Raw genomic sequence first — 20,763 nt, 5'->3', positions numbered from 1 at the left:
TAAAAAAATTACTGAGGTGCCTATTAGTTAGATACTAATACTAAGGAATTTGAGTTATATTAAGGTCTTTTATTAGGTTTATATCCTTTCCATTGGTCAGTAGTAACTTGTGCTGTTTTCCTTCCTCTTTTTCCTCCTATGGTAAATTCATCAACCTAAACGCTATCATTCAATTTGTGCAAATCACTGGATTTCATAGCTTCACAAACTATTTTGCATAAAATAGAGTTCCTGCACTAGGACTTTCTGTATCAAATCCATAAAAATCTTTTCTGACCACATTTGCGACAGCAATATCCATCTTCCCATTTTGAAGAAGCTAAATATTCTTCCCAATCTAAGTCAGTTTTAAAGCGTTCAGTAAACTCTAAGAGGTTTTGTCCATTAAATAATCCCATAATGTATTAATTTTCAGAGTGCAAATATATGAAATTATTTTGACATCTCAATTTCTGATTTCTCGGTATTTTCTTTTTTCTTGTCGGTATCGTTATTCTCTTTGGTAGCATCTTTGAACTCGCGAATACCTGTGCCCAGACCGCGCATTAATTCGGGAATTTTCTTGCCTCCAAAGAGCAATAATATAAGGGCTACAATGATGACTACTTGCCAGGGACCTACTACCCCTAAAAATATACTTAGCATAGTTATTAGATTTTAGTTATTAGTTATTAGTAAATTAGGTATGTCGGAATTGTCAAACTTGACAGACGATTCTGAACAAAGAAATAATAATAGTGCAAAATTATAAAACTTTTTTGAATTGACAATCTTTTTCTAACGACTAAATTCTATTGACTTGATAATGGCTTCGAGTTCGAAGAGCATATCGCGTTTAGCAACGCCTGGGGCATATAAAAAACCTTCGGCTACTACCAGGCGGTTATGGGCTTTGTCTTCAATAATATAATTGATATAAGGGCCTCCAAGGGCGAAATCTTTTACTTCCCACAAGCCTTTGCTTTCAATGGTTTTTCGTCCTTTTATTTTCATTTCGCTAATGCTGGGAGCCAAATAGGTTTCGGTAACCATATACATACCTTCTTTGGGGCCTGGAATATATTTTTTGCCTATGGAATCGCGCATCTTTACGATGGTTTTAGCGCGCCCTTCTTCATCGGCAGGGATACTTCCGAAAGGCATTTCGTAAAGGATAATACTTGCTCTCCCGCCTTTGATAGGACGTTCTATCCAGAAGAAATTGTCGCCGTATTTTCTCACCTGGTACACGGCGGGCATCACGAATTTGAAGCCTAAGGTTTGTTCTACTTGTTTGTCTTTGCTAAGGGCATTGTTAAAACGATGACGTGTTTCTTTCAGGTCGTTGTTCTTGAACGCAAGGATAAACTGGTCGTGAAATTCTTCGACTTTACAGGCTATATCGCGCACTTGTTTGCCTTGTACTTCGCATACTACTTGTGGTTTGGCGTATACATCTTCGCTGATAGTTGCTTCGTTTTTATTACCGCGATGCACAATGAGCACATTGCGACTGTTACGGGTGTTGCCTTCAAATACTTGTGGGGGCACTTGATGTAACGAAAAGATAGGTTCTTCGGTAGGTAGCCCATCGATAGGGGCGGCGAAGTAACGGCGAATGGTATCGCCTACGGCGCCTTCCCAGAGGTCGTTATCGATGACCACGGCGAGGGTGTTGATTTGCCCTACTGAAGAGGGGAGGTAAGTTTCTCCGTTTTTATTGTTGCTATTGTTACAACCCAATAGGAACAGGGAGCAGGCGATGCTTGCAAATAGAAAGCGTTTCATAAAAATAACTGATTATTTCTTTATAAGAAAAGATACAGCTAAAATCGTTCCAAAATCACTTTTTTGGTAAAAAATATTGTTAGATTAGGAAGGAGGTGCGAGCCACACGGGCTGTTGAATTAGGAAATGAGAAAATTAGAAAATGAGGAAATGGGGTGTGAGGTTGTATTAGAGGAATGAGGCTGTGCCTCAGAAATTAAACAAATTTTAAACAAAATCAAGGCTGCGCCTTGTGAAATGCGGGAGAAGCGACGGGCGGTTGTAGCACGACGGGCAGTAATGGAGTTCTCGGACGATTCAGACTTGTCGGACAGAAGTAAGACGAGATTAAAGGCTTTATTGGGAAGAGCTAAGGAGATAGAAAGATATCGGAGAGATTCGGAAGAGGGGAGGAAGGATTTTGACGAAAAAAGAGTGTAAGGAGGGTGGGGTTAGCTTATAGAGAGCTTATAGGAAGCTTATACGAATCTTGGACGATTGGTATAGAAAGGGTATATAAGTGGTTGATTTATAACATAATACAGCGATGCAAAAAATGATAAAAAGAGGGTTTCGAGGCGAAAGAAAGAGGAAGAAATGACGAGGGACGAATGACGAATGACGAAGGGAATGTAAGGTCGTAGTAAGACGGGCGGGTGAAAAATAGTGTTATATATTATATTGAACTGATATTAATGGGTAGGCTTACTCCTTAGAAAGAAATCGCTGTAGAAGTTTTGGGTTTGCATAAGGTGGTTGTGAGTGCCTGAATGTTTTACGGTGCCGTTTTCTAAAATACAAATACGGTCGGCGAAGTGTTGCAAGGAATGCAAACGATGAGAAATAAAGAGTGTAAGACTATCGCGTTTAATTTGATTGAGTATCCTATGCACAAAAGCTTCGGTATGCCTATCCATTGCTGAGGTAGCTTCGTCTAAAATGAGCAATTGAGGTTTCTTAAACAGCGCCCGCGCAAAGGCAATAAGTTGTTTTTGTCCGCCTGAGATATTTACACCTTTCTCTCCTAGCTGAGTAGTTAAGCCTTGTGGAAACTGATTGAAGTAAGTGTCAAAACCATATTCACTAAGAAAAGCCAAGAGGTCTTCTGCTTTACAAGGAGTTCCTAATAAAATATTATCCAATACATTTCCGTTGAAAATAGCTACTTCTTGAGGAATATAGGCTACTTTACTGCGATAGCTCTTTGTAGCAATAGTGTTTAAAGGGTATTGCTGATTGATGTAAATAACACCTTCATCGGGAGGGTAAAACTGTAATAACAGATTGGCAAGCGTACTCTTACCACAACCATTTTCACCTACAACAGCCACTATTTCGCCTTTGTTTATTTGTAAAGAAAGATGGTGCAAGATAGGTTTTCTACCTATAAAGCGAAACGATACGTTTTCTAAGGTTATCCTATCGATAGTGTGGATATTTTCACCTTCTTCTTGCTCAGGAGGTATGGCTGTGAAATTGTACATACGAGCAAAAGCCACTTTAACTTCGTTGATAGGAATGCTTATCAGGGCTAAATTGAGAACAGAGGGCAATAAAGAACCTACCATTGAGAGGATAGCCATCAGTTCGCCTAATAGTAATGTTCCGTTTAGCACTTGTATGGCATTGTAAACGAGTATGCTCACTAAGAAAATGACGCTTATCGCTCCTGAAATCCAAGAGAGTTTGATATTTACTTTACCTAACTGAAAAGTTTTCTCTTGTGAAGACAGAAAAATAGTCTTGTTTACTTTTGAAAAGACCCCTTGTTTATTACCTATCTTTATATCGGTAATGCCTTGAAAGGTATTGATATAATGACTTTCGACCAAAGCGTAACTCTGCATTACTTCGCGTTGTAAGGCAACGATTTTAGCATTGTTTTTATGAATGACGAAAAAGTAAATGGGAATGGAAAGCAAAGTGAATACGCCCACTTGCCAAGAGTAGTAAAACAAGAACGTAGACGTGATAAACACTACCAAAATATCAATGAACGTAGCACTCACGAGCATTTTTATCACCCGTTGAATGCGCTGAGTGTCGTTTAGACGAGCTACTAATTCGCCTATTTTGCGTGTATCGAAAAAGAATTTGGGCAAGTGGAGGAGTTTGCTAAAAAACTGCTCATTGATACGCGTATTGAAGTCTTTGGCTTGCAAGAGTAAGAAATATTCTCTCACTACTGAAATACCAATGCGTGCCAATAACAAGAAAGTGAGCAATAGCACGCCTTGAATGAGTTTACTAACGTCTTTTGAGGGGAGGATATTATCGATGAGTTTTTGAGAGAAGATAGCCATAGCTAAACCTAAAACAGCTATAACCGTGCCTAAGAGTCCGCTGATGAGTAGCAGGCGTACGTCTTTTTGAATGAGGTTTAAAAACCATTTAAACTGTGCTTTTTGCTGTGTTGTTTTCTTTTTAAACTGCGGAGTAGGGGTGAGTGTTAGACAAGTTTTAGAACGCCAAAGGCTGTTTAATTCTTGTGGAGATAGTTTTATAATACTTTTGGCGGGGTCTCCAATGATAAATACACCCTTTTCAAAGCCATAGCACACTACATAATGCTCTAAGTTGCCCATAGTTAAATGCAGTATAAGCGGAGCGTTATAGGCTTTGAGAACTTCTATATCAGCCTCATTGCCTTCTGCTTCAAAGCCTATGGAATTGGCAGCTTGGTAGAGCCCTAATAGGGTAGTGCCTTGCACGGTAGTACCACTAAGGGAGCGGAGTTCTTCTAAAGTGTGCGCACCACCGTAATATTGGACAAGAGACAACAAGCAAGCCACTCCGCAATCGCTTTGGTCGTGCTGGAGTACAAAAGTTTTATGAATAAGTTTTAGGGAGAGAGACATATAACAGAAGGGCTGTTAAAGTTAGTTAGTTTTTAGTTTTTTTCCTTTTGGTCTCAAAATATACTACTAAGGGGTTGTTAAGGTTAAATTTTATAAAGCAAGCTAACGCTCTTGTTGTTCTTTTTCTTCTTCTTTTCGTATTTTGTAAATGTCTATACCGACAGATATACCAGTGGATACACATACAAAAACATTGATCATCATAGCCCAAAATATTTTGGGTTCAGGATTTGTTACTACAACGTAAGCAATGCTAGCCCCTGCAGTAAGAAAAGCAACTATAAATATAACACTTCTTAAATCCTTTCTTAAATAAGGTTTCATATAGTATCAATTAATTTTTATTACAAAATACCTATCTGTTTTAACAAAACTATAATACGATATAGGAATAATGTACAAAAGTAAAACTAAGCTAAAAAATAACATAGGTATCTTTCCAAAGAAAAGCAAGAAACACACTATTAAAGTAAAACCTCCTGCTAATAAATAATATTTATCAGAAAGACGACTTTTGATGTTTATAACGGTATTTTCTGACAAATGAGAAACTGTTTTGTGATTCTTTTTGAAAAGGAGAGGCTTTATTACTTCTATACAGTAGCTTTCAGCTTCTTTGAGGGGTATTACTACCTTTTTTGCTGGAGAAAGTTTTACCTTTTCACCATTTATAGCCACTGTGATATTGCATAACGGGAATATACTTCTTTTGAGAACCATAGAAAAATGTTTCTTTACTTTAAAACCAAATAAGTTTGGCGAGAATGATAAGAAATAGTATAAAATAGCAAATAGTAATATAATATTCCTTTTTATAGTGTTTAGCTATGTACTGCCTCAAAGCCTCTAAAACAAAAAGCACTACAAGAACGGTTACTATATGTGCTAAAAGCACTTCGTACCACTGATAGCCTATGATATTTTTGCAAAGGTATACACTGCTTAATACAAAATACCCTATAAAGAAAGGATTTTTAAGCAACTGACCTACATTAGCCAGCACCTTCCCTTCTTTGTATTTTTCGGGATATATGAAAGGGATAACCAAATGCAAGGAGATGAAAACTACTGAGTCCATTAAAAAGGCTTCGGTGAAATGTTCTTTCTCAAAAGCAAATACAATGACTATTACGTAGAGGGCTAATAGTACAGCGTATAAAGTGATAAATATTTTAGATAAATCTTCTTTTTTCATACAGATTGTTCTTTTCTCTTTTCTTCATACAAGAAGCCTGCTCCTGCTACACTTAAAGCTAAGATATAGGATATATTTTTAAAAAATGTATCACTAAAAAAAGCTATATAGTTTTGGAGAAGTATCCCCATAATACATATATAAATATAGTAATACCTCTTGAATTTTAAAAGATATAAACTTAGTTTAACAATAACTGTTGCCAAGATAAGCAAAGCTACAACTAATACTACTGTTTCAAGGATAGAAAAAGTGTTTTCTATTTTATAAAAGAGCCCCATTAGTAAAGGCAACAACAATACTACCCAATTGGGGATATATAAACTTTGCTCTTTGAAAGTAATGTATTTATTTTCTTTAAAGTTATCTAAAGGAATAAAAATAGATAAAGAAAATATATTTAATACAATATTGTACAAAACGATATTTCCTTCTGTCTTATCTACAAGATAGAATAATACAATAGTAATAGCTACTACAAAAAGCCTAAATAAATTGCCAAAAATGCGCATAATAAGCTGTAATTATTTTTTTGGCTTGTGCCTCAAAAGCAAAAAGTTTTAACAACCCTCATTTAAGAAACCCTAAATGAGGGTTGTTAAGGTTAAAAATTTTTACATTGAAGCAAGCTAACGCTCTTTTTTCTTTTTTAATAAATAGGTAGTAATTAACCCACTACCAAATATTATTACATATGATGAAGCTATCACCCATTTGTTTATTTCATAATCGGTGAAAAGTCTCATAAAAACAGGAACAGCTGCTATAAGTGTTATAACAAGCAAGGTATAACGTACTGATTTTTCATAGCTTTAACATCTATCTTAAAGCATAACCAGCACAACCTAATCCTATTGCAGCTCCTGCAATTTGTGCTCCCCATCCCACTGGGTTCCAAAGATTTGCTATAACAGCTATCTCATAAATAGCAGCTACACCTGCAAAACCAGCACAAAATTGTTCGATACGATCGCCTCCTTTTATGCTTTCCATTTCAATTAGATTTAATTTTTTCATAATATGAAATATTTAATTATAGTTAAACAAAAGTAAAGTAGAATTAACTTTCTAAATCTATTAATTCTATCTTTTGGGGCACCAAATATGTTTGACTGATATTTCTACACTTTGTTTCTGCATATACAATCATACCAAAAGCACAGAGAACAGCCCCTCCTAACCCTCCAAAGAAAATTGCTCCTCCAAGGGCAGCACCTCCAACATAAGAAAGTTTTCCTTCAGGAGTACAGTCAATTCCTCCTTGGATTTCTTCCATTTGTTTTAATTCAAGTTTTTTCATCGTTTAAAAAATTTATATTAATAAATAATTACTATCATCTAAAAGAAGTATCCACAAACGCTAGCTTTTTTGCTCCTCTCCTTAACAGATGATTTTATTTTTCGCCTAAGAGCTGTAATAGTTTTTCGGCTCTTAGTTGTCCTTTATGCCTGAGTAGTAATTTGCCTTGCGCATCGTACGCCAATATATAGGGTATACTATTGGCTTCGAATTGTTTAGCAAAAGTATAAGTGCTATCTTGCAAAAATATCACTTGGTCTTTACTAAATAAGTTTTGCCTTATGGCAAAGGCTTTAATGGCTTCTTTACTCTCGTTTGAGACGAGTAGTAATGTGGTTGCTTTAAAATGTTCTAACTGCTCGCTAATGTCTTTGGTTTCATAGAAACAATAGCCACATTCGGTATTGAAATAGATAAAAACTGCTTTGTTATTTTTAGGAAGGTTCGCTTTCGTAAAAGCACTCCCCTCTAAGGTTTGAAAGCTAAACTCGGGCAAAGTGCTGAGTTTTTGCTGTACTTGCTCTTTGTATTGTAGCTTTTGTACGATTTGAAAGCCCATAAAACTTAGAAATAGTAGTACGACTGCTATAATGAGTTTCTTTATGACTGATTTCTTCATATTTAAAAGGATTATAGAAAATATTTACATATTAAGAACATCCCCCTGTCCCCCTTCAAAGGGGGAATTGTAGCGATGGTCATTATACATAAAAACCACATATTACTATAACATATTTGTTATTATGATATATTTAAGGTAAAGAACATCACACATACTACCCATAAGAGTAAGCCTACCCCATAACCGCTTGCCATAATGTTAATCCCTTTGCCGGTGGTGCTACCGATGGCTTTATTCAGTTGTACCGCCATAAAAAACCAATAGGCTATTTCGAATAAATTCAGCACTTGCAAAGGATAGATAAACCAAACAGCAATGCCTTTATACCCTGTGATATTCAGTGCTGAAAGCGGATAGAAATACTGCACGTCCTCCAAAGTAAAATTGGGCTGAAAGAACGCAAACCAACACAACTTAACAATAGGGACGACTAAAAAGATACATTCACCTAATAGCACCATACGAAAGAGCTGTTTATAAGGTAGTTTCTCATTGTAAAACAGACAACCTATGTCTATCAGCAGGGCGGTAACGCTTATTTTTATCAGTAGTAGTATAGGAACGAACACATAGCCTACCCATTGCCATTTATCTTTAAATGAGAGTACTTCGTTTATCTGTTCGGCAGTGAGTTGTTCGGATAAGGAATGTGCCATTACGCCGTTTAGGTTTAGCACTACCGATGAGATATAAGAAAGCACTATATAAGTAGCTGATAAAGCAATAAAAATAGAGCTGTTATTCCATTTCATAATAACGCATTGGTTTTAAATCACATTACAAAGGTATAGTGTCTTTTTTGAATTCCGCAATACTTTTAAGAAGAAAAAATAAACCATTGGTTTATGAAAAATATACTTTTAGTTAAAAAAAATTGCGCATTAGTGTATTTTTCCTACCTTTGCCAAGAAAACTAATAGTATATATTTGGTATGGAAATAAACAAAATATTAGAAAGAATTGCTAAAGAAAGAAGCAAAAAAGGCTATACGTATGAAAATATGGCTGATGATTTAGGGGTTACTCCTCCTGCTTATAGAAAAATAGAAACAGGCGAGACTAAACTTTCGGTGGAGAGAATGTTCCAAATCTCCACTGTTTTGGGCATTCCTGTAAATGAGCTCTTGGATATAGGGGAGAGTTGGGTGCAACATAATAGCTATAATAAAGATTCTAGTATTTCTGCTCAAAGAATAGAGCACTTTTATCAAGAGAATAAAGAGACGATAGAGAGGCTTATCGCTTCGTATGAGGCACGCTTGAAAGAAAAGGACGAACAAATAGCTTTTTTAAAAGGGTTTTTGAAGAAGTAGGTCGTAGCACGACGGGCGAGGAAATGAGAAAATGAGAGAATGAGAAAATTAGCAAATGTGGAGGGTTGAGGGGTTCGGAAGGAAACGGAGAGATTCGGAAGGTTGAGTTGAGGCGGAAGGTAAAAAATGAGCTGTAAGATGGGTGGGGTTAGCTTATAGAGAGCTTATAGGAAGCTTATACGAATCTTGGACGATTGGTATAGAAAGGGTATATAAGTAGCTGATTCATAATACAATACAACAAGGCTAAAAATGTTAAAAACGGGGTTTCGAGGCGAAAGAAAGAGGAAGAGGCACTAGGCCTTAGGCCATAGGCACTAGGAGGGAGTGTGACGGAAAAGGAAAAGGATAATTAGGGAATTAGCAAATTAGAAAATTAGTAAACGGGGAAGTGTGAGGTCTTAGGTCATAGGCAATAAGGGGAAAACATCTTCCTAACTCACTTTAAAGGGAGAATGTGATGATGGGAAAAAAGAGGGGTAGGGTGGGAATCCCTGAATAATATGTAAATTATTAAGGGGGCAAATGGTGCTACTTAGGTAATTGGTAGGCAATGAATAATAGGGATAATTTGTTTAAAGACTTAAATGGCTAATTTGCTACATTGCGAAAATTAGATTTCTGAACAATAACAGTAGCGAGAGCTGTGGTAAAACCCCAATGAGCCAACTTAAAAACATTAGCCATAAGGACTTCTGGTTGAGGTAAGCTTGTGCTGAAATACAGGCTCCGCTGAGGAATAAGAAAAAGGCTACTATGTAGGTCATATCTTTTTCTACGGCAATACTGAGCAATATTGAGAAGGTAGTAAGCGCCCCCATTCCCATAGCAAACATATTGACTTGCAATCGCAGAAAATGTAAAAACAAAATTATAAAACAGCTGATGGCTAAGTTCATCACATAGAAGTAGAGGATAGGATAGGGGTCGATGGGGGTGATGCCAAAAGCTACCCCTAAGAGCATTGCTATATAGCCGTACAAGAGCCATTTTTGTTTTTCTAACGGAATGATAAAAGGGTTTTGCAACCAGCCTACTACAAACAAGATGAGGTAGATGAGTGTAGGGATAGCAATGGTAACTATCAGTAATAATAGCCACGTAAACTTCATTTGCTCTACAGGGAGAGGAAAAGGGATATTAAAAAGCACCACCATAGCTCCGTAGATAGGGAGCCAGATGGGGTGAGTGAAAAAAGCTATGATATAACTCAAAAAACGCATTGTATTCTTCTTTTTTTGCAAAGGTAGTACAAAATAGCAAAATAGCAAATTTGAGAAAAAGCAAAAAAGCCCCTCGCGTGAGCGAGGGGCTTTTTATTTAAGGAGTGTAAATAATGTTTTCTACTAAGTCGTTGTCGGTATTCTTGGCGAGCTGTGAGTTTTTCTCGTTAAAAGGTGTGGTATAGAGAAACTCTTCGCTACTTAGATGTCCTGTGGGCATCTCGTCGGGGTTCGTCTCGGCAACTTTGTTGGTTCCAGACAGTTCTTTCAGTTCTTCAGCGACAATCCCTTCAAAGAAATTGTCTTTCCTTGTTTTTACATTTTTCATCTTGTCTGCTTTTAAATTATTATTAAACTTTCTTTTAGTCCTTAGGTCACACGCCATAGAGCAAAGGTTTCGAGAGGTAGCGTTTCTCAAAAGAGGGTAACCTCTCCCTAATTTCACATACTCAGCTACGCCAGCTGGCTGATTTCTCTTAAATAGGGGGAGAAGGGGACTGAAAAGTGACTTTTCACTTTTTCCTTGTCTGGCTCTTTTTCTTTGTTACTTGTGCAGGTTGCACCTCTTCTTGCTCGTGTGGTTTGCATCTTTCGATGAAATCGCTGAGCACGTTCATATAGTTGATGAAGGCTTCGTAGGGCGAATCGTAGGGTAAGCGATACTTATGATAATCGGCACCTGAAAAGAGCTTAGTACGCATAAAATAGAAGTGCTCACTGGCTTGCAGACGAGTATAATCGTCTATCAGGTCGGCGTTCTTTTTCTTTCTTACTTCTGGTTGTATCTTAAAGAGCTCTCGGAAGGCTTCTTTTTGCAACTCGTTACCCAACCAAGAGGTGGTATCGCGCTCTTCGTCTGTCCACGAAATAGGGTAGGGCACAGGTAAGACATCTTTAGCAGGGTGCTTTTTAGCTACTTCCTTAGGCAATAAGAACTCATAGTTATCGTCTTCCATCATATAGACGATGAAATAGCGCAAGAAGTCGAAAATACCGCTTTGGGCGTTGTTGTAATAGCCTATTACCTCGTAGTTCATAAAGAGGTTGAGCACCTCGCTATCTTGCAAGCTGTTTTTCACCCAACTGATATACTTTTCAGAAGTGAGTGGGTATTCACTCCAATTTCTATCGGAAAAGCGTATGGCGATATCATCACTGAGTTTGCTGTTTTTGAGCAAAAGGTTGAGGTTTTCGTCGATAGCGTTTTTGTAGACAAAGTTTGGACTCTTCCAACCCAATACGTGCTTAGCTCCATCGGTGAGCATCGTCTTGAAACCGAGTTTTGCGACGCGTTCGCCTATGGTATCGGAATAGATGAGAGAGGTGTTGCGAAAAGTTACAGGCTTCTTGCCAAAGAGCTGTTTGATAGCCGTAGTATGGCGTTTTACTTGTTGTTCGAACTCATCGGTATCATCGGAAAGCGAAGCCAAAGAGTGGGAATAAGTTTCTGCCAAAAACTCTACACTACCGGTTTGGGCGAGTTCTTGGAAAGAGCGTATCACCTCAGGAGTGTGCATTTCGAGCTGGTCGATAGCACTTCCTGTGATGGAAAAAGCTACTTTGAACTTGCCTTTGTATTTATTGATAAGCTCCAAGAGCAAGGCGTTAGCAGGTAGATAGCAATGCTCAGCCAAATCTTCAAGCTCAGAGCGATTGGCGTAATTATCGAAGTAATTATGTTTCTTGCCGATGTCGAAGAATTGATACTTTCTAAGACGTTCGGGGTGATGGATTTGGAAATAGATACAAATTGACTTTTTCATCGTTGGTTATTTTATATTAAAGATTCGTAAATGTTTTTAAGTTTCAAGGAAGCTTTTTCCCATTTCAGTTGGTTTACCTCGTCGTACCCTTCACGTTGCATATAGTGAGCGAGGGTAGGGTAAGCCAAAATGCCATAAATAGCATCGGCAAGGGCGTTGATATCCCAATAGTCTACTTTGATAGCGTGGTTCAGTACCTCAGCCACTCCCGATTGTTTGGAGATGATAGTAGGTACTCCTGAGCGCATTGCTTCCAAAGGAGAAATCCCAAAAGGCTCGGATACTGAGGGCATCACATACACATCGCTATATTGGAACATACGCTGTACGTCGTTGCCTCTCAGGAAACCTGTGAAGTGGAAGCGGGTTCCTAATCCTAGTTGTGCAACACGGCGCACTAAGGGGTTCATCTTCTCGCCACTACCTGCCATTACAAAGCGTACGTTAGGCATACATTTCATCACTTTTGCAGCTGCCTCGACGAAATATTCAGGACCTTTTTGCAAGGTGATACGCCCTAAGAAAGTAACGATTTTATCCTTAATACCGCGTTCTTCTTTGGCATCAGTTTCGGCTTTAAAGTCTACTGCATTGTGCACAGTAATCACCTTCTCGGCAGGGATACCGTATTTTTCAATGACGATATTGCGCGTCCAGTTGCTCACGGTTACTACTCTATCGGCAGCTTCCATACCGCGTTTTTCGATGTCGTAGACCAATGTGTTGCGGTTATACTCGCCCCCACGGTCGTATTCAGTAGCGTGCACGTGTACGATAAGGGGTTTGCCGGAAATCTTTTTGGCGATGATACCTGCACTATAGGTAAGCCAATCGTGGGCGTGAATCACGTCGAATTCATAGCGTTGGGCAACCGTACCCGCTACTAAGGCATAGCGATAGACCTCTTCCATCAGATTTGCACCGTATTTGCCTGAAAACTGAAATTTGTTATGATACGAAATGCGTTCGCGGTGTTCGCCTTCTTTGAGGTACTGGTCGCGTTCGCGGGCAAAGGTTTCGGGATCCAGGTAAGGCACGAGGTTCGAACCTATCTCCATAAAATTGATGTGCTTCCAGAAATCTTCAATCTTTTCAGCGTTTTGCAACATCTCTACATCGCTAGCGTTGATAATCTTAGCCACATTGCTGTCCTCATCACCGGAAGCTTTTGGCATCACAAACAGCACTTTTACGCCGTTTTTAGCCAATCCTTGGGCTATACCCAAGCAGGCTGTTCCTAATCCCCCACTAATATGAGGGGGAAATTCCCATCCAAACATTAATACTCTTGCTTTCTTCATATGCTTTTATTTATTCCTTCCCCAATCCCCTCCCACGCGGGGAGCAAGAAGAGCGTTATTCTAATTTTTGTTTTGAGATGATGCTGATTAACTCATAATCATCGGGCAGATTACCATCTTGAATAGGGTAGTCATAGATGATTCTCTTGACTTTCAACTGATATTTATAACCTTTTTCAAGGGTAATACCTTTTATTTGGTTGTTGCCAAAACAAAGTTCTTTATTACCTATTAGTGCTTTAAAACATTCGAATTTCACTTCAGGCCAACTAAAGGCTTCTCCTATCTCTCCTGTAATTGTAAGTGTCACTTTTTGTACTTCTTTAACTCCATTATTGGTGTAATCACTTTCTTTACTAAGGCAAGAACAGCACAAGACACATATCAATAATATTAAAATATTTCTTATCATATTAAAGTAACTTTCTCAAAGTGTTGCAGGCATCTGGCTCAGTAGCCATTGAGCACGTAATATCTCAGCTACATTCTTAGCTTTGGCAATACAACCGCGTGAGTGGAATGGTGGATTGCCGTCGTAAATAGCCGATATAGTACATACGCCGTGTTCGTTGAGCTCTTCTTCAAAGTTTTCCAAGATAGCTTGCGCTTCTGGCAGGTACTGTGCTCCAAAGATTTTCAGATAAGCCTCTATATAGAACCCAATAAACCAAGGGTGTGCTGACCCGTTGAAGGTGGCTTTGTCTCGCACATATACATTGCCTACACTCACGCCTTCATAACGAGGGTTTTGAGGAGATAAACTGCGCAATCCGCGGGGAGTGAGCAACTCTTGGGTGACAATGTCCAATACTCTCTTCTTAGTCTTCTCGTTTATGGGAGCATAGTCGAGAGCACAAACGATGAGCTGATTAGGGCGTACATCGGTGTTTTTATTCGTGCGGTTAGCATAGTCGGCAAGATATTTCTTGTCGTCTATCCAAAAAGTCTCTACAAAGCTCTTTTCGATGGTTTCAGGTAGCGAGAACCATTCGCCGAGGAAAGTTTTATCTTTTGCTTCTTCTGCTAAGGCAAGCGCGTAACACACGGCATTATACCAGAGGGCATTCACTTCTACTACATAACCGTTGCGTGGCACGATAGCGCCGTAATCGCTTTGCGCATCAAACCACGTAAGCGGACGTGTAAGGTCGTCACTCCAGATGAGCCCGTTAGCTTCCATACGGATATTCTTATGAGCGCCTTGCTTGTAGGCGTTTAAGATACTTTTGAGCGTATCGCCATACTCCTTCCAAAGTTGTTTCTTACTCTTAATAGTTTCCTTTTCATACTGTTGAAGCGTCCAAAAGAACCACAGAGAGGTGTCGGCATCATACTCAGGGTGTATGTTGTGCGTACTGATTTCCTTAGCAAAAAGCCCTTCGTAGAAGTATTTTTGAGTAGAGGTGAGCACGTCTTCAAATATCTTGGCTGTACTGCCTGATAAAGCAATACCTGGCAAGGCAATAAAAGTGTCGCGCATATTGCTGTCGAACCAGTGATAACCTGCCTTGATACGGGTTTCGCCTGCCTTGTGAATAATAAACTGAGAGGCGGCGTACTGCAAGCATTCTTCAAACGAATTGCGGTCGGCGCGCTCTTTGAGGTACTTAGCAAAGTCCTTTGCAAGGTTCTTAGGGTTGGCTTCCTCTAAGCTGGCTGAAAAGACGATGCTTTCGCCTTTCTTGAGGCTCACTTCGAAAGCCCCTACACTTAGGAGGTCTTCTTGGTAGTCATACCCGCGTTCTTTTTCCTTGGTGTAATAGATGTTGTTGTTCCAATAAGCCCCACCGCCAAAATTAGCGAATTTGCTGAGTTGCATATAGAGATAAGGAAACTCTGGGTATAGTTTTACACGCACACCACCGCCTACTGCTTCGGCTTGGGTGTTGGCTACGGGGTTTTGCTTGCTAAGAGAATGGATATCGCGGAAAGCCAAGAGAGGGTTTAGGCGCAAAAGGGTAGCCGAATGGGCTTCTAGTAGCGTATAGCGTATCAATACTTGGGGAGCATTGTGCATCATCAAGATTTCTTTTTTCAGCAATACGCCACCTACTTGGTAAGTAACGGTAAAAGCTTTTTCGTAGGAAATATCTACGATATACTTATGCCCGCGCGGTTCATAGGTACCTTCGTATTTATGAACGCCGAAATTGAAATCGCGTCCGTGCTGAATGATACTTTCATCTAAGGAGGAGAGCATCACGTAGTTTTTGCCTCTAAACTTTTCAATAGGCACTACCAGTAGCCCGTGGTATTTACGGGTATTGCAAAAAACGAGAGTAGAGGAGCAGTAGCCTCCCCCTCGGTTCGTACCGAGAAACTCTCTATCCAGAGAGTATTCAAGATTAATAAGTTGGTCTTTTTTGAATGATAAATAACTCATATTTCAATTAACAATTTACGATTAATAATTTACAATTTAGGTTGTAGTATATACTTTGCCAGCTTCGCTGGAATATCTCACACAGATTTCACGAATCTCACAGATTTCTTCACGGATATTTCTTTTTATAATGTTTATTTGTGCCACGGATTTTAGTACCAAGCTACACTTGGATTTCAGAGATCTTCTTCATCATCACCTTCTTCCTCTAACGCCTTCATAAAGTTTAGGAACCCTTTTGTTAAGTATTTGATAGATTCCTCTGTAAAATCTCCCAAATCCATCAATAACAAAACGATTTTGTTTGTTTCCAAATCTATTGAAAAAAGATTTCCTCCCCAATCTACAGCAAAAGGAAGGTATTTATTAGGAATTCCTTTACTAACAAGATGACTATAGCTTGTAGCGATATCTATATTGCCTAAATCAGTACTTGGGTACTTTATAGGAATGAAAAAACTCACTTCTACATACCCATCATCATCTTCCACATAAAAATAAGTTTTATCTGCAACCCCTCCATTGAAATGAAGGTATTGATTTATAAAGTCGGTGGGCAAGCTATATCCTACTATTTCTTCTAAGGATTTAATATCAGCTTGTGTTAATAGGTTTGATGATTTTGAAAACATAATTCTGTTTTTTAGGTTTGTATTATTTCTCCTAATTGTGTAGTTTCTTTGATTCTTAATAAACAGAGCTACAAACTCACACTTTACGTGAGGCGCACTCATTTTCTAATTTTCTAATCTGCTAATTTCAATACAAATCCTATTCTCGCGGGTATATACAACGATAGCAAATTCTCCTTGCCGGTGTACTGCGTAAAATGCTCTACGCTTTCATCGATGCGGTTATCACCTCCAAAGGCGGGGTTATCAGTATTCAGTACCGTTGTGTATTTACCTGCTGGCACATCAAACTGATAATCGGTGTAGGAGGTAGTGGGGTTAAAGCTGAAAACAAATAAGTACCCACTTCGCTCGAATATGAGTAGCTGTCGCTCGATGTCGCGCACCAATATATGGGGTTCTCGGTCTAGGAACTTACTATCGGTGGCAAAGTGTATCATTGCGCTATCAAAAGCGTTGAGGTATTTAAACTTTAAGTTAGAGTCGTCTACCAAACTCCATAGCCTGCGTGCGTGGGCATAACTCCAGTTGTTGCCAGCACGCGGAAAGTCAATCCACTCAGGGTGTCCCCATTCGTTGCCCATAAAGTTGAGGTATCCCCCACCTGCGGTACCAAGAGTTACCAAACGTATCATCTTGTGGAGTGCCATCGCACGGTCGATAATGAGACTGTGGTCGAACACGCTCATACCCGTATACACTTCCTTATCAGTGAGCCAGAAAAATATCGTTTTATCACCCACCAAGGCTTGGTCGTGGCTTTCGGCATAGCTAATGGTGCGTTCTTCGGCGCGTTTGTTAGTCAATTCGTAATAGATATTGCCTACGTGCCACTGTTCATCGGGGACTTCTTTGAGGAGCTTAATCCAATAATCGGGAATACCCATACTCAGCTTGTAATCGAAGCCTACGCCTTTTTCAGCAATAGGCGAAGCAAGACCGGGCAATCCGCTCATCTCTTCGGCAATGGTCAGCGCTTCGGGGTAGAGCTCGTGAATAAGTTGGTTAGCCATAGTGAGATACACCAAAGCGTCGTCGTCCTCATTGCCATCATAATAGAAACTATAATTGGTAAAGGCTTTGCCCAAACCGTGATCGTAATAAATCATACTGGTAACGCCGTCGAAGCGAAAACCGTCGAAGCGATATTCTTCTAACCAATACTTACAGTTAGAAAGTAAAAAATTCAGTACTTGGGGCTTACCATAGTCAAAACAGCGGGAGTCCCAAGCAGGGTGTTTACCGCGCTCACCGCGGTGGAAGTAAAGATAGTCGGTACCGTCGAAGAGGCTGAGCCCTTCTGCCTCGTTGCTTACCGAATGCGAGTGTACAATATCAAGCAGTACACGTATGCCTAAGCCGTGGGCAGTATCGATGAGTTCTTTGAGTTCTTCGGGGGTGCCAAAGCGTGAACTCACCGCAAAGAAGTTAGCCACCTGATAGCCAAAAGAACCGTAGTAAGGGTGTTCTTGTATTGCCATCAGCTGGAGGGTGTTATAGCCCAAAGCTGCGATACGAGGTAGCACATAGAGGCGGAACTCTATAAAAGTACTCACGCGCTGGTGCTCGGTACTCATTCCTATATGTGCTTCGTAGATAAGCGGATGCGGGGTAGCTTTGGGGCGCGGGTGTTGCCAGTGGTAGGGGTGCTCGGGACACCACACTTGGGCGGAAAACACTTTGGTATAATCGTCCTGCACAGCGCGGGTTGTATGTGAGGGGAGGCGTTCGCCACTGCCTCCTTCCCATTCCACAAGTAGTTTGTAGAGCATTTCGTGGCGGAGGATATTAGCAGGAACACGCAATTCCCAGTCTTGGTCGTTTAGTTTAGTGAAAGAATAGTGTTTGTTTTTTTGCCAGTCGTTGCTATCACAAAGAAGAAAGATAGCCGTTGCATTTGGAGCCCACTCGCGTAGCACCCATTCTGTATGAGTACGGTGCAGACCGTAGTAGAGGTGCGAATTACAAGCATCAGCCAGGCACTTAGCGTCCCCTTGCACTCTATGAAGGACATCGATAAAGTGCTGATGCCTTCCCTGAATAACAGGGAGGTATGGTAGCAATAGTGGGTCGTTCATAAGGTTTGGTATTCTGGCTACGGAAAAGTCAAAAGATTGGCTTTTAGGTAAGTCAATTAAATTCGCCGTAAAATTAAAACAATATTTTGATAATTGCAAATTTTTTTGCAATTATTTTACAATAATTTTATAGTCTGTTATGATAAACTTATGTAGTTTAATAGAATACAAACACTTATAAAGTAGAAGACATCACTGTTAATGCTGTGTAAAAACAACTTTTTTATTACTTTTTACCCACATAAATATACCCCAAAGTGCCTATCAGCAGTAAATGTAAGTAAATAGCATACATCACCAGCTGGGGGTAATCTATCGTGTCGGCAAATTTGTATAGGGCAATTACCTGCGCTCCATACGGGATAAGCCCCTGCGCATAACAAGAGAAGATATCTAATACCGATGCCACACTGCGCAACGGTATTTTAAACTGTTCAGCAATCGTTTTGCTCGTCTTCGAAGCGATGAGAATAGCCACCGTGTTATTCGCCACGCACACATCGGCTACTGTCACCAAAAAGCCCATCCCTAAAAGAGCCGACGAGCCACTTTTGATGCGCTGAGTAATGAGGTTCATCAAAAACCGAATCCCGCCAAAATGCTCTACCAAAAACGCCAATCCTCCTATGATAAAGTATAAGAAGAAGGTATCAGCCATTCCCATAAAACCTTTGTGAATGTCGGTAGCAAACTGCAAGAAATGAAACTTGCCGTACGCAAACCCTATCACCCCCGAGATAAGAATACCTAAGAAAAGCGACACAAATACGTTTACCCCAAAAAGCGCAATTATCACCACTGCCACATAAGGCAAAATAAGCACAGCGTTAAAATCGCTATACAACTGATTGTGAAGGTGATTTTCGGCGTCAGGATTTCCTATCAACAGCAGTATGATAACCGCCAGAATCGCCATTGGTATCGCAATTTTAGCATTCGCCTTCATCTTTTCGTTCATCTGACATCCAACCGACTGTGTGGCGGCAATCGTCGTGTCCGAAATAAGAGATAGGTTATCGCCAAACATCGCCCCCGATAGCAGTGATGCGCCTATGAGTGCCGTGTTCGACTGGCTTTGGGTAGCAAGGTCAAACACTATCGGCGAAAGCGTCATAATAGTACCCACCGAAGTGCCCGTAGCAAATGAAAGAAACGATGCAATGATAAAAATCCCTACCGGGAAATACTCTGGCGAGATGTAATACATACCCATATTCACAATACTATGCGTACTTCCCAAAGCATTAGCCACCGAAGCGAATGCCCCAGCCAAAAGTGCAATCATACACATTTGTAGCACATTGCTATCACCCGCCCCTTTAAAGAACAATCCTATTTTCTCTTTCATAGGAGCTCGGTAGATAAGTAAAGCCACTACCACCGAAAAAAGTGCAATAATAGGAGCAGGTAGCGAGTAGAAGTTGTCGAAATACAACCCACTACCTAAAAATAATGCTACGAATACGAGCAGAGGAATAATACTGATGATAGTTGTTTTCTGCATAGTTATTGTCTGTTTTATAGCAAATCAAAATCACTTTTGTGTCCCTTCCCCCCTTCGCTTTTGCAGATTGTCCCCCTTCGGGGGCTCGGGGGCTTTATACTAACACTTGCCAATCTCCTTTATCTTTACCCTACCATAAAAATAAAAAAGCCTTAATTCACTACTGATGAATTAAGGCTCTTGTGCGGGTGAAGGGACTCGAACCCCCACGCCGTGAAGCACTAGATCCTAAGTCTAGCGTGTCTACCAATTTCACCACACCCGCAAATGATGAACGTTTCAATGATTGACGGCGCAAAAGTACAACAGTTTTTTTTAACTGCAAATTTTTTCCGTGTTTTTTTATCCTTAATCTCACCTTAGCCCCACCAATACATTAATTATCAGTTAAATTTATCAACCAAAAATCATTCCTTCATCTTGCCTTCCTCTTCCCGTCGCTACACTCCCCCTTTGAAGGTAGCCAGCGACAGCTGGGTATGTGTATCGCGAGAGCGGAGTATGTGTAAAAGGGGAGGTTTGTTTCCTTTTCCAGCTTGTCCCCCTTCGGGGGTTCGGGGGCTTACCGAATAAATGACTCGCCACATTCCCCCTTTTTCGTCATTCGTCATTCGTCATTCGTCATTCTCTCCCTTTTCCGTCGTACTCCCCCCTAGTGCCTATGGCCTAAGGCCTAGTGCCTCTTCCTCTTTCTTTCGCCTCGAAACCCCGTTTTTACCATCTTTATACTCGTTGTATCATATTATGAATCAACTTTTTATATACCCTTCCTATACCAATCGTCCAAGATTCGTATAAGCTTCCTATAAGCTCTCTATAAGCTAACCCCACCCATCTTACACCCT

The 20,763-nt window shown here is 40.0% G+C and carries 21 protein-coding genes, 1 tRNA gene and 1 pseudogene; 1 reads left to right on the top strand and 22 read right to left on the bottom strand.

Translation table 11 applies throughout. The features are described 5' to 3' along the window. Window positions 1–275: 275 nt before the first annotated feature. From C3V44_RS12300 to C3V44_RS07670, 11 genes and pseudogenes are all read right to left on the bottom strand, one after another. Window positions 276–398 (bottom strand): annotated as a pseudogene (locus C3V44_RS12300) (IS1595 family transposase); the annotation flags it as partial. A gap of 34 nt (window positions 399–432) precedes the next feature. Next, window positions 433–645: a twin-arginine translocase TatA/TatE family subunit gene (tatA, locus tag C3V44_RS07725; RefSeq protein WP_009421490.1), complete on the bottom strand. Its 213-nt coding sequence runs from the start codon at window positions 643–645 to the stop codon at window positions 433–435. Between the two features lie 132 nt (window positions 646–777). Then, window positions 778–1,767 (bottom strand): DUF4837 family protein, encoded by a 990-nt coding sequence (locus C3V44_RS07720; RefSeq protein WP_106096078.1) that lies wholly within the window; start codon window positions 1,765–1,767, stop codon window positions 778–780. 671 nt (window positions 1,768–2,438) lie between these two features. Then, window positions 2,439–4,604: a peptidase domain-containing ABC transporter gene (locus tag C3V44_RS07710; protein WP_106096076.1), complete on the bottom strand. Its 2,166-nt coding sequence runs from the start codon at window positions 4,602–4,604 to the stop codon at window positions 2,439–2,441. 102 nt (window positions 4,605–4,706) lie between these two features. Beyond that, window positions 4,707–4,928, bottom strand: a complete 222-nt coding sequence (locus C3V44_RS07705) for a hypothetical protein (protein WP_106096075.1) — start codon at window positions 4,926–4,928, stop codon at window positions 4,707–4,709. 415 nt (window positions 4,929–5,343) lie between these two features. After that, window positions 5,344–5,799, bottom strand: coding sequence for a hypothetical protein (locus C3V44_RS07695; RefSeq protein WP_106096073.1), 456 nt, complete (start codon window positions 5,797–5,799; stop codon window positions 5,344–5,346). Continuing rightward, window positions 5,796–6,311 carry a hypothetical protein gene (locus C3V44_RS07690; protein WP_106096072.1) on the bottom strand — a complete coding sequence of 172 codons (516 nt, stop codon included), beginning with the start codon at window positions 6,309–6,311 and terminating at the stop codon, window positions 5,796–5,798. The genes C3V44_RS07695 and C3V44_RS07690 overlap by 4 nt, the downstream gene beginning before the upstream one ends. Before the next feature lie 307 nt (window positions 6,312–6,618). Continuing rightward, window positions 6,619–6,816: a hypothetical protein gene (locus C3V44_RS07685; RefSeq protein ID WP_106096071.1), complete on the bottom strand. Its 198-nt coding sequence runs from the start codon at window positions 6,814–6,816 to the stop codon at window positions 6,619–6,621. Window positions 6,817–6,859: 43 nt separating this feature from the next. Further along, on the bottom strand, window positions 6,860–7,099 hold the full coding sequence (locus C3V44_RS07680; protein ID WP_106096070.1) for a hypothetical protein: 240 nt from the start codon (window positions 7,097–7,099) through the stop codon (window positions 6,860–6,862). A 94-nt stretch (window positions 7,100–7,193) separates the two neighbouring features. Further along, window positions 7,194–7,718 carry a redoxin domain-containing protein gene (locus C3V44_RS07675; protein WP_106096069.1) on the bottom strand — a complete coding sequence of 175 codons (525 nt, stop codon included), beginning with the start codon at window positions 7,716–7,718 and terminating at the stop codon, window positions 7,194–7,196. 122 nt (window positions 7,719–7,840) lie between these two features. Continuing rightward, window positions 7,841–8,473 (bottom strand): hypothetical protein, encoded by a 633-nt coding sequence (locus tag C3V44_RS07670; RefSeq protein WP_106096068.1) that lies wholly within the window; start codon window positions 8,471–8,473, stop codon window positions 7,841–7,843. Window positions 8,474–8,653: 180 nt separating this feature from the next. On the opposite strand from C3V44_RS07670, the gene C3V44_RS07665 reads away from it, so the two are divergent. After that, on the top strand, window positions 8,654–9,034 hold the full coding sequence (locus tag C3V44_RS07665; protein ID WP_106096067.1) for a helix-turn-helix domain-containing protein: 381 nt from the start codon (window positions 8,654–8,656) through the stop codon (window positions 9,032–9,034). 599 nt (window positions 9,035–9,633) lie between these two features. Here C3V44_RS07665 and C3V44_RS07660 read toward each other — a convergent pair. From C3V44_RS07660 to C3V44_RS12585, 11 genes are all read right to left on the bottom strand, one after another. Continuing rightward, window positions 9,634–10,257, bottom strand: coding sequence for a hypothetical protein (locus tag C3V44_RS07660; RefSeq protein WP_106096066.1), 624 nt, complete (start codon window positions 10,255–10,257; stop codon window positions 9,634–9,636). Between the two features lie 97 nt (window positions 10,258–10,354). Continuing rightward, on the bottom strand, window positions 10,355–10,585 hold the full coding sequence (locus C3V44_RS07655; RefSeq protein ID WP_106096648.1) for a hypothetical protein: 231 nt from the start codon (window positions 10,583–10,585) through the stop codon (window positions 10,355–10,357). 184 nt (window positions 10,586–10,769) lie between these two features. Beyond that, window positions 10,770–12,020, bottom strand: a complete 1,251-nt coding sequence (locus tag C3V44_RS07650; RefSeq protein WP_106096065.1) for a glycoside hydrolase family 57 protein — start codon at window positions 12,018–12,020, stop codon at window positions 10,770–10,772. An 11-nt stretch (window positions 12,021–12,031) separates the two neighbouring features. Continuing rightward, a complete protein-coding gene (locus tag C3V44_RS07645) occupies window positions 12,032–13,321 on the bottom strand; it encodes a glycosyltransferase family 4 protein (protein WP_106096064.1) in 1,290 nt (429 codons plus the stop codon). 55 nt (window positions 13,322–13,376) lie between these two features. Beyond that, the gene (locus C3V44_RS07640) at window positions 13,377–13,631 is read right to left on the bottom strand and encodes a DUF4377 domain-containing protein (protein ID WP_254425414.1); all 255 of its coding nucleotides are present in this window, start codon (window positions 13,629–13,631) and stop codon (window positions 13,377–13,379) included. Between the two features lie 117 nt (window positions 13,632–13,748). After that, complete coding sequence (locus C3V44_RS07635; protein ID WP_106096062.1) at window positions 13,749–15,704, bottom strand: glycogen debranching enzyme N-terminal domain-containing protein; 1,956 nt, start codon at window positions 15,702–15,704, stop codon at window positions 13,749–13,751. 176 nt (window positions 15,705–15,880) lie between these two features. Next, window positions 15,881–16,336, bottom strand: a complete 456-nt coding sequence (locus C3V44_RS07630; protein WP_016478389.1) for an SMI1/KNR4 family protein — start codon at window positions 16,334–16,336, stop codon at window positions 15,881–15,883. 113 nt (window positions 16,337–16,449) lie between these two features. Next, window positions 16,450–18,414: an alpha amylase C-terminal domain-containing protein gene (locus tag C3V44_RS07625; protein ID WP_106096061.1), complete on the bottom strand. Its 1,965-nt coding sequence runs from the start codon at window positions 18,412–18,414 to the stop codon at window positions 16,450–16,452. A 226-nt stretch (window positions 18,415–18,640) separates the two neighbouring features. Next, a complete protein-coding gene (locus C3V44_RS07620) occupies window positions 18,641–19,918 on the bottom strand; it encodes a Na+/H+ antiporter NhaC family protein (protein WP_106096060.1) in 1,278 nt (425 codons plus the stop codon). A gap of 183 nt (window positions 19,919–20,101) precedes the next feature. Next, window positions 20,102–20,183, bottom strand: a tRNA-Leu gene (locus tag C3V44_RS07615). 175 nt (window positions 20,184–20,358) lie between these two features. Further along, window positions 20,359–20,505, bottom strand: a complete 147-nt coding sequence (locus C3V44_RS12585) for a phosphinothricin acetyltransferase (RefSeq protein WP_082150243.1) — start codon at window positions 20,503–20,505, stop codon at window positions 20,359–20,361. Window positions 20,506–20,763: the final 258 nt, after the last annotated feature.

This window comes from Capnocytophaga sp. oral taxon 864 (assembly GCF_002998835.1).
In the GTDB taxonomy this organism is placed as follows: domain Bacteria; phylum Bacteroidota; class Bacteroidia; order Flavobacteriales; family Flavobacteriaceae; genus Capnocytophaga; species Capnocytophaga ochracea.
Note: the sequence above shows the minus strand (reverse complement) of the source record. Positions and strands in the feature narration are given on the sequence as shown.

Bases quoted from the DNA above. Each gene is read 5' to 3' on its own strand.
- tatA (WP_009421490.1), bottom strand. From the start codon at position 645: ATGCTAAGTATATTTTTAGGGGTAGTAGGTCCCTGGCAAGTAGTCATC.
- C3V44_RS07720 (WP_106096078.1), bottom strand. From the start codon at position 1,767: ATGAAACGCTTTCTATTTGCAAGCATCGCCTGCTCCCTGTTCCTATTG.
- C3V44_RS07710 (WP_106096076.1), bottom strand. From the start codon at position 4,604: ATGTCTCTCTCCCTAAAACTTATTCATAAAACTTTTGTACTCCAGCAC.
- C3V44_RS07705 (WP_106096075.1), bottom strand. From the start codon at position 4,928: ATGAAACCTTATTTAAGAAAGGATTTAAGAAGTGTTATATTTATAGTT.
- C3V44_RS07695 (WP_106096073.1), bottom strand. From the start codon at position 5,799: ATGAAAAAAGAAGATTTATCTAAAATATTTATCACTTTATACGCTGTA.
- C3V44_RS07690 (WP_106096072.1), bottom strand. From the start codon at position 6,311: ATGCGCATTTTTGGCAATTTATTTAGGCTTTTTGTAGTAGCTATTACT.
- C3V44_RS07685 (WP_106096071.1), bottom strand. From the start codon at position 6,816: ATGAAAAAATTAAATCTAATTGAAATGGAAAGCATAAAAGGAGGCGAT.
- C3V44_RS07680 (WP_106096070.1), bottom strand. From the start codon at position 7,099: ATGAAAAAACTTGAATTAAAACAAATGGAAGAAATCCAAGGAGGAATT.
- C3V44_RS07675 (WP_106096069.1), bottom strand. From the start codon at position 7,718: ATGAAGAAATCAGTCATAAAGAAACTCATTATAGCAGTCGTACTACTA.
- C3V44_RS07670 (WP_106096068.1), bottom strand. From the start codon at position 8,473: ATGAAATGGAATAACAGCTCTATTTTTATTGCTTTATCAGCTACTTAT.
- C3V44_RS07665 (WP_106096067.1), top strand. From the start codon at position 8,654: ATGGAAATAAACAAAATATTAGAAAGAATTGCTAAAGAAAGAAGCAAA.
- C3V44_RS07660 (WP_106096066.1), bottom strand. From the start codon at position 10,257: ATGCGTTTTTTGAGTTATATCATAGCTTTTTTCACTCACCCCATCTGG.
- C3V44_RS07655 (WP_106096648.1), bottom strand. From the start codon at position 10,585: ATGAAAAATGTAAAAACAAGGAAAGACAATTTCTTTGAAGGGATTGTC.
- C3V44_RS07650 (WP_106096065.1), bottom strand. From the start codon at position 12,020: ATGAAAAAGTCAATTTGTATCTATTTCCAAATCCATCACCCCGAACGT.
- C3V44_RS07645 (WP_106096064.1), bottom strand. From the start codon at position 13,321: ATGAAGAAAGCAAGAGTATTAATGTTTGGATGGGAATTTCCCCCTCAT.
- C3V44_RS07635 (WP_106096062.1), bottom strand. From the start codon at position 15,704: ATGAGTTATTTATCATTCAAAAAAGACCAACTTATTAATCTTGAATAC.
- C3V44_RS07630 (WP_016478389.1), bottom strand. From the start codon at position 16,336: ATGTTTTCAAAATCATCAAACCTATTAACACAAGCTGATATTAAATCC.
- C3V44_RS07625 (WP_106096061.1), bottom strand. From the start codon at position 18,414: ATGAACGACCCACTATTGCTACCATACCTCCCTGTTATTCAGGGAAGG.
- C3V44_RS07620 (WP_106096060.1), bottom strand. From the start codon at position 19,918: ATGCAGAAAACAACTATCATCAGTATTATTCCTCTGCTCGTATTCGTA.
- C3V44_RS12585 (WP_082150243.1), bottom strand. From the start codon at position 20,505: ATGTGGCGAGTCATTTATTCGGTAAGCCCCCGAACCCCCGAAGGGGGA.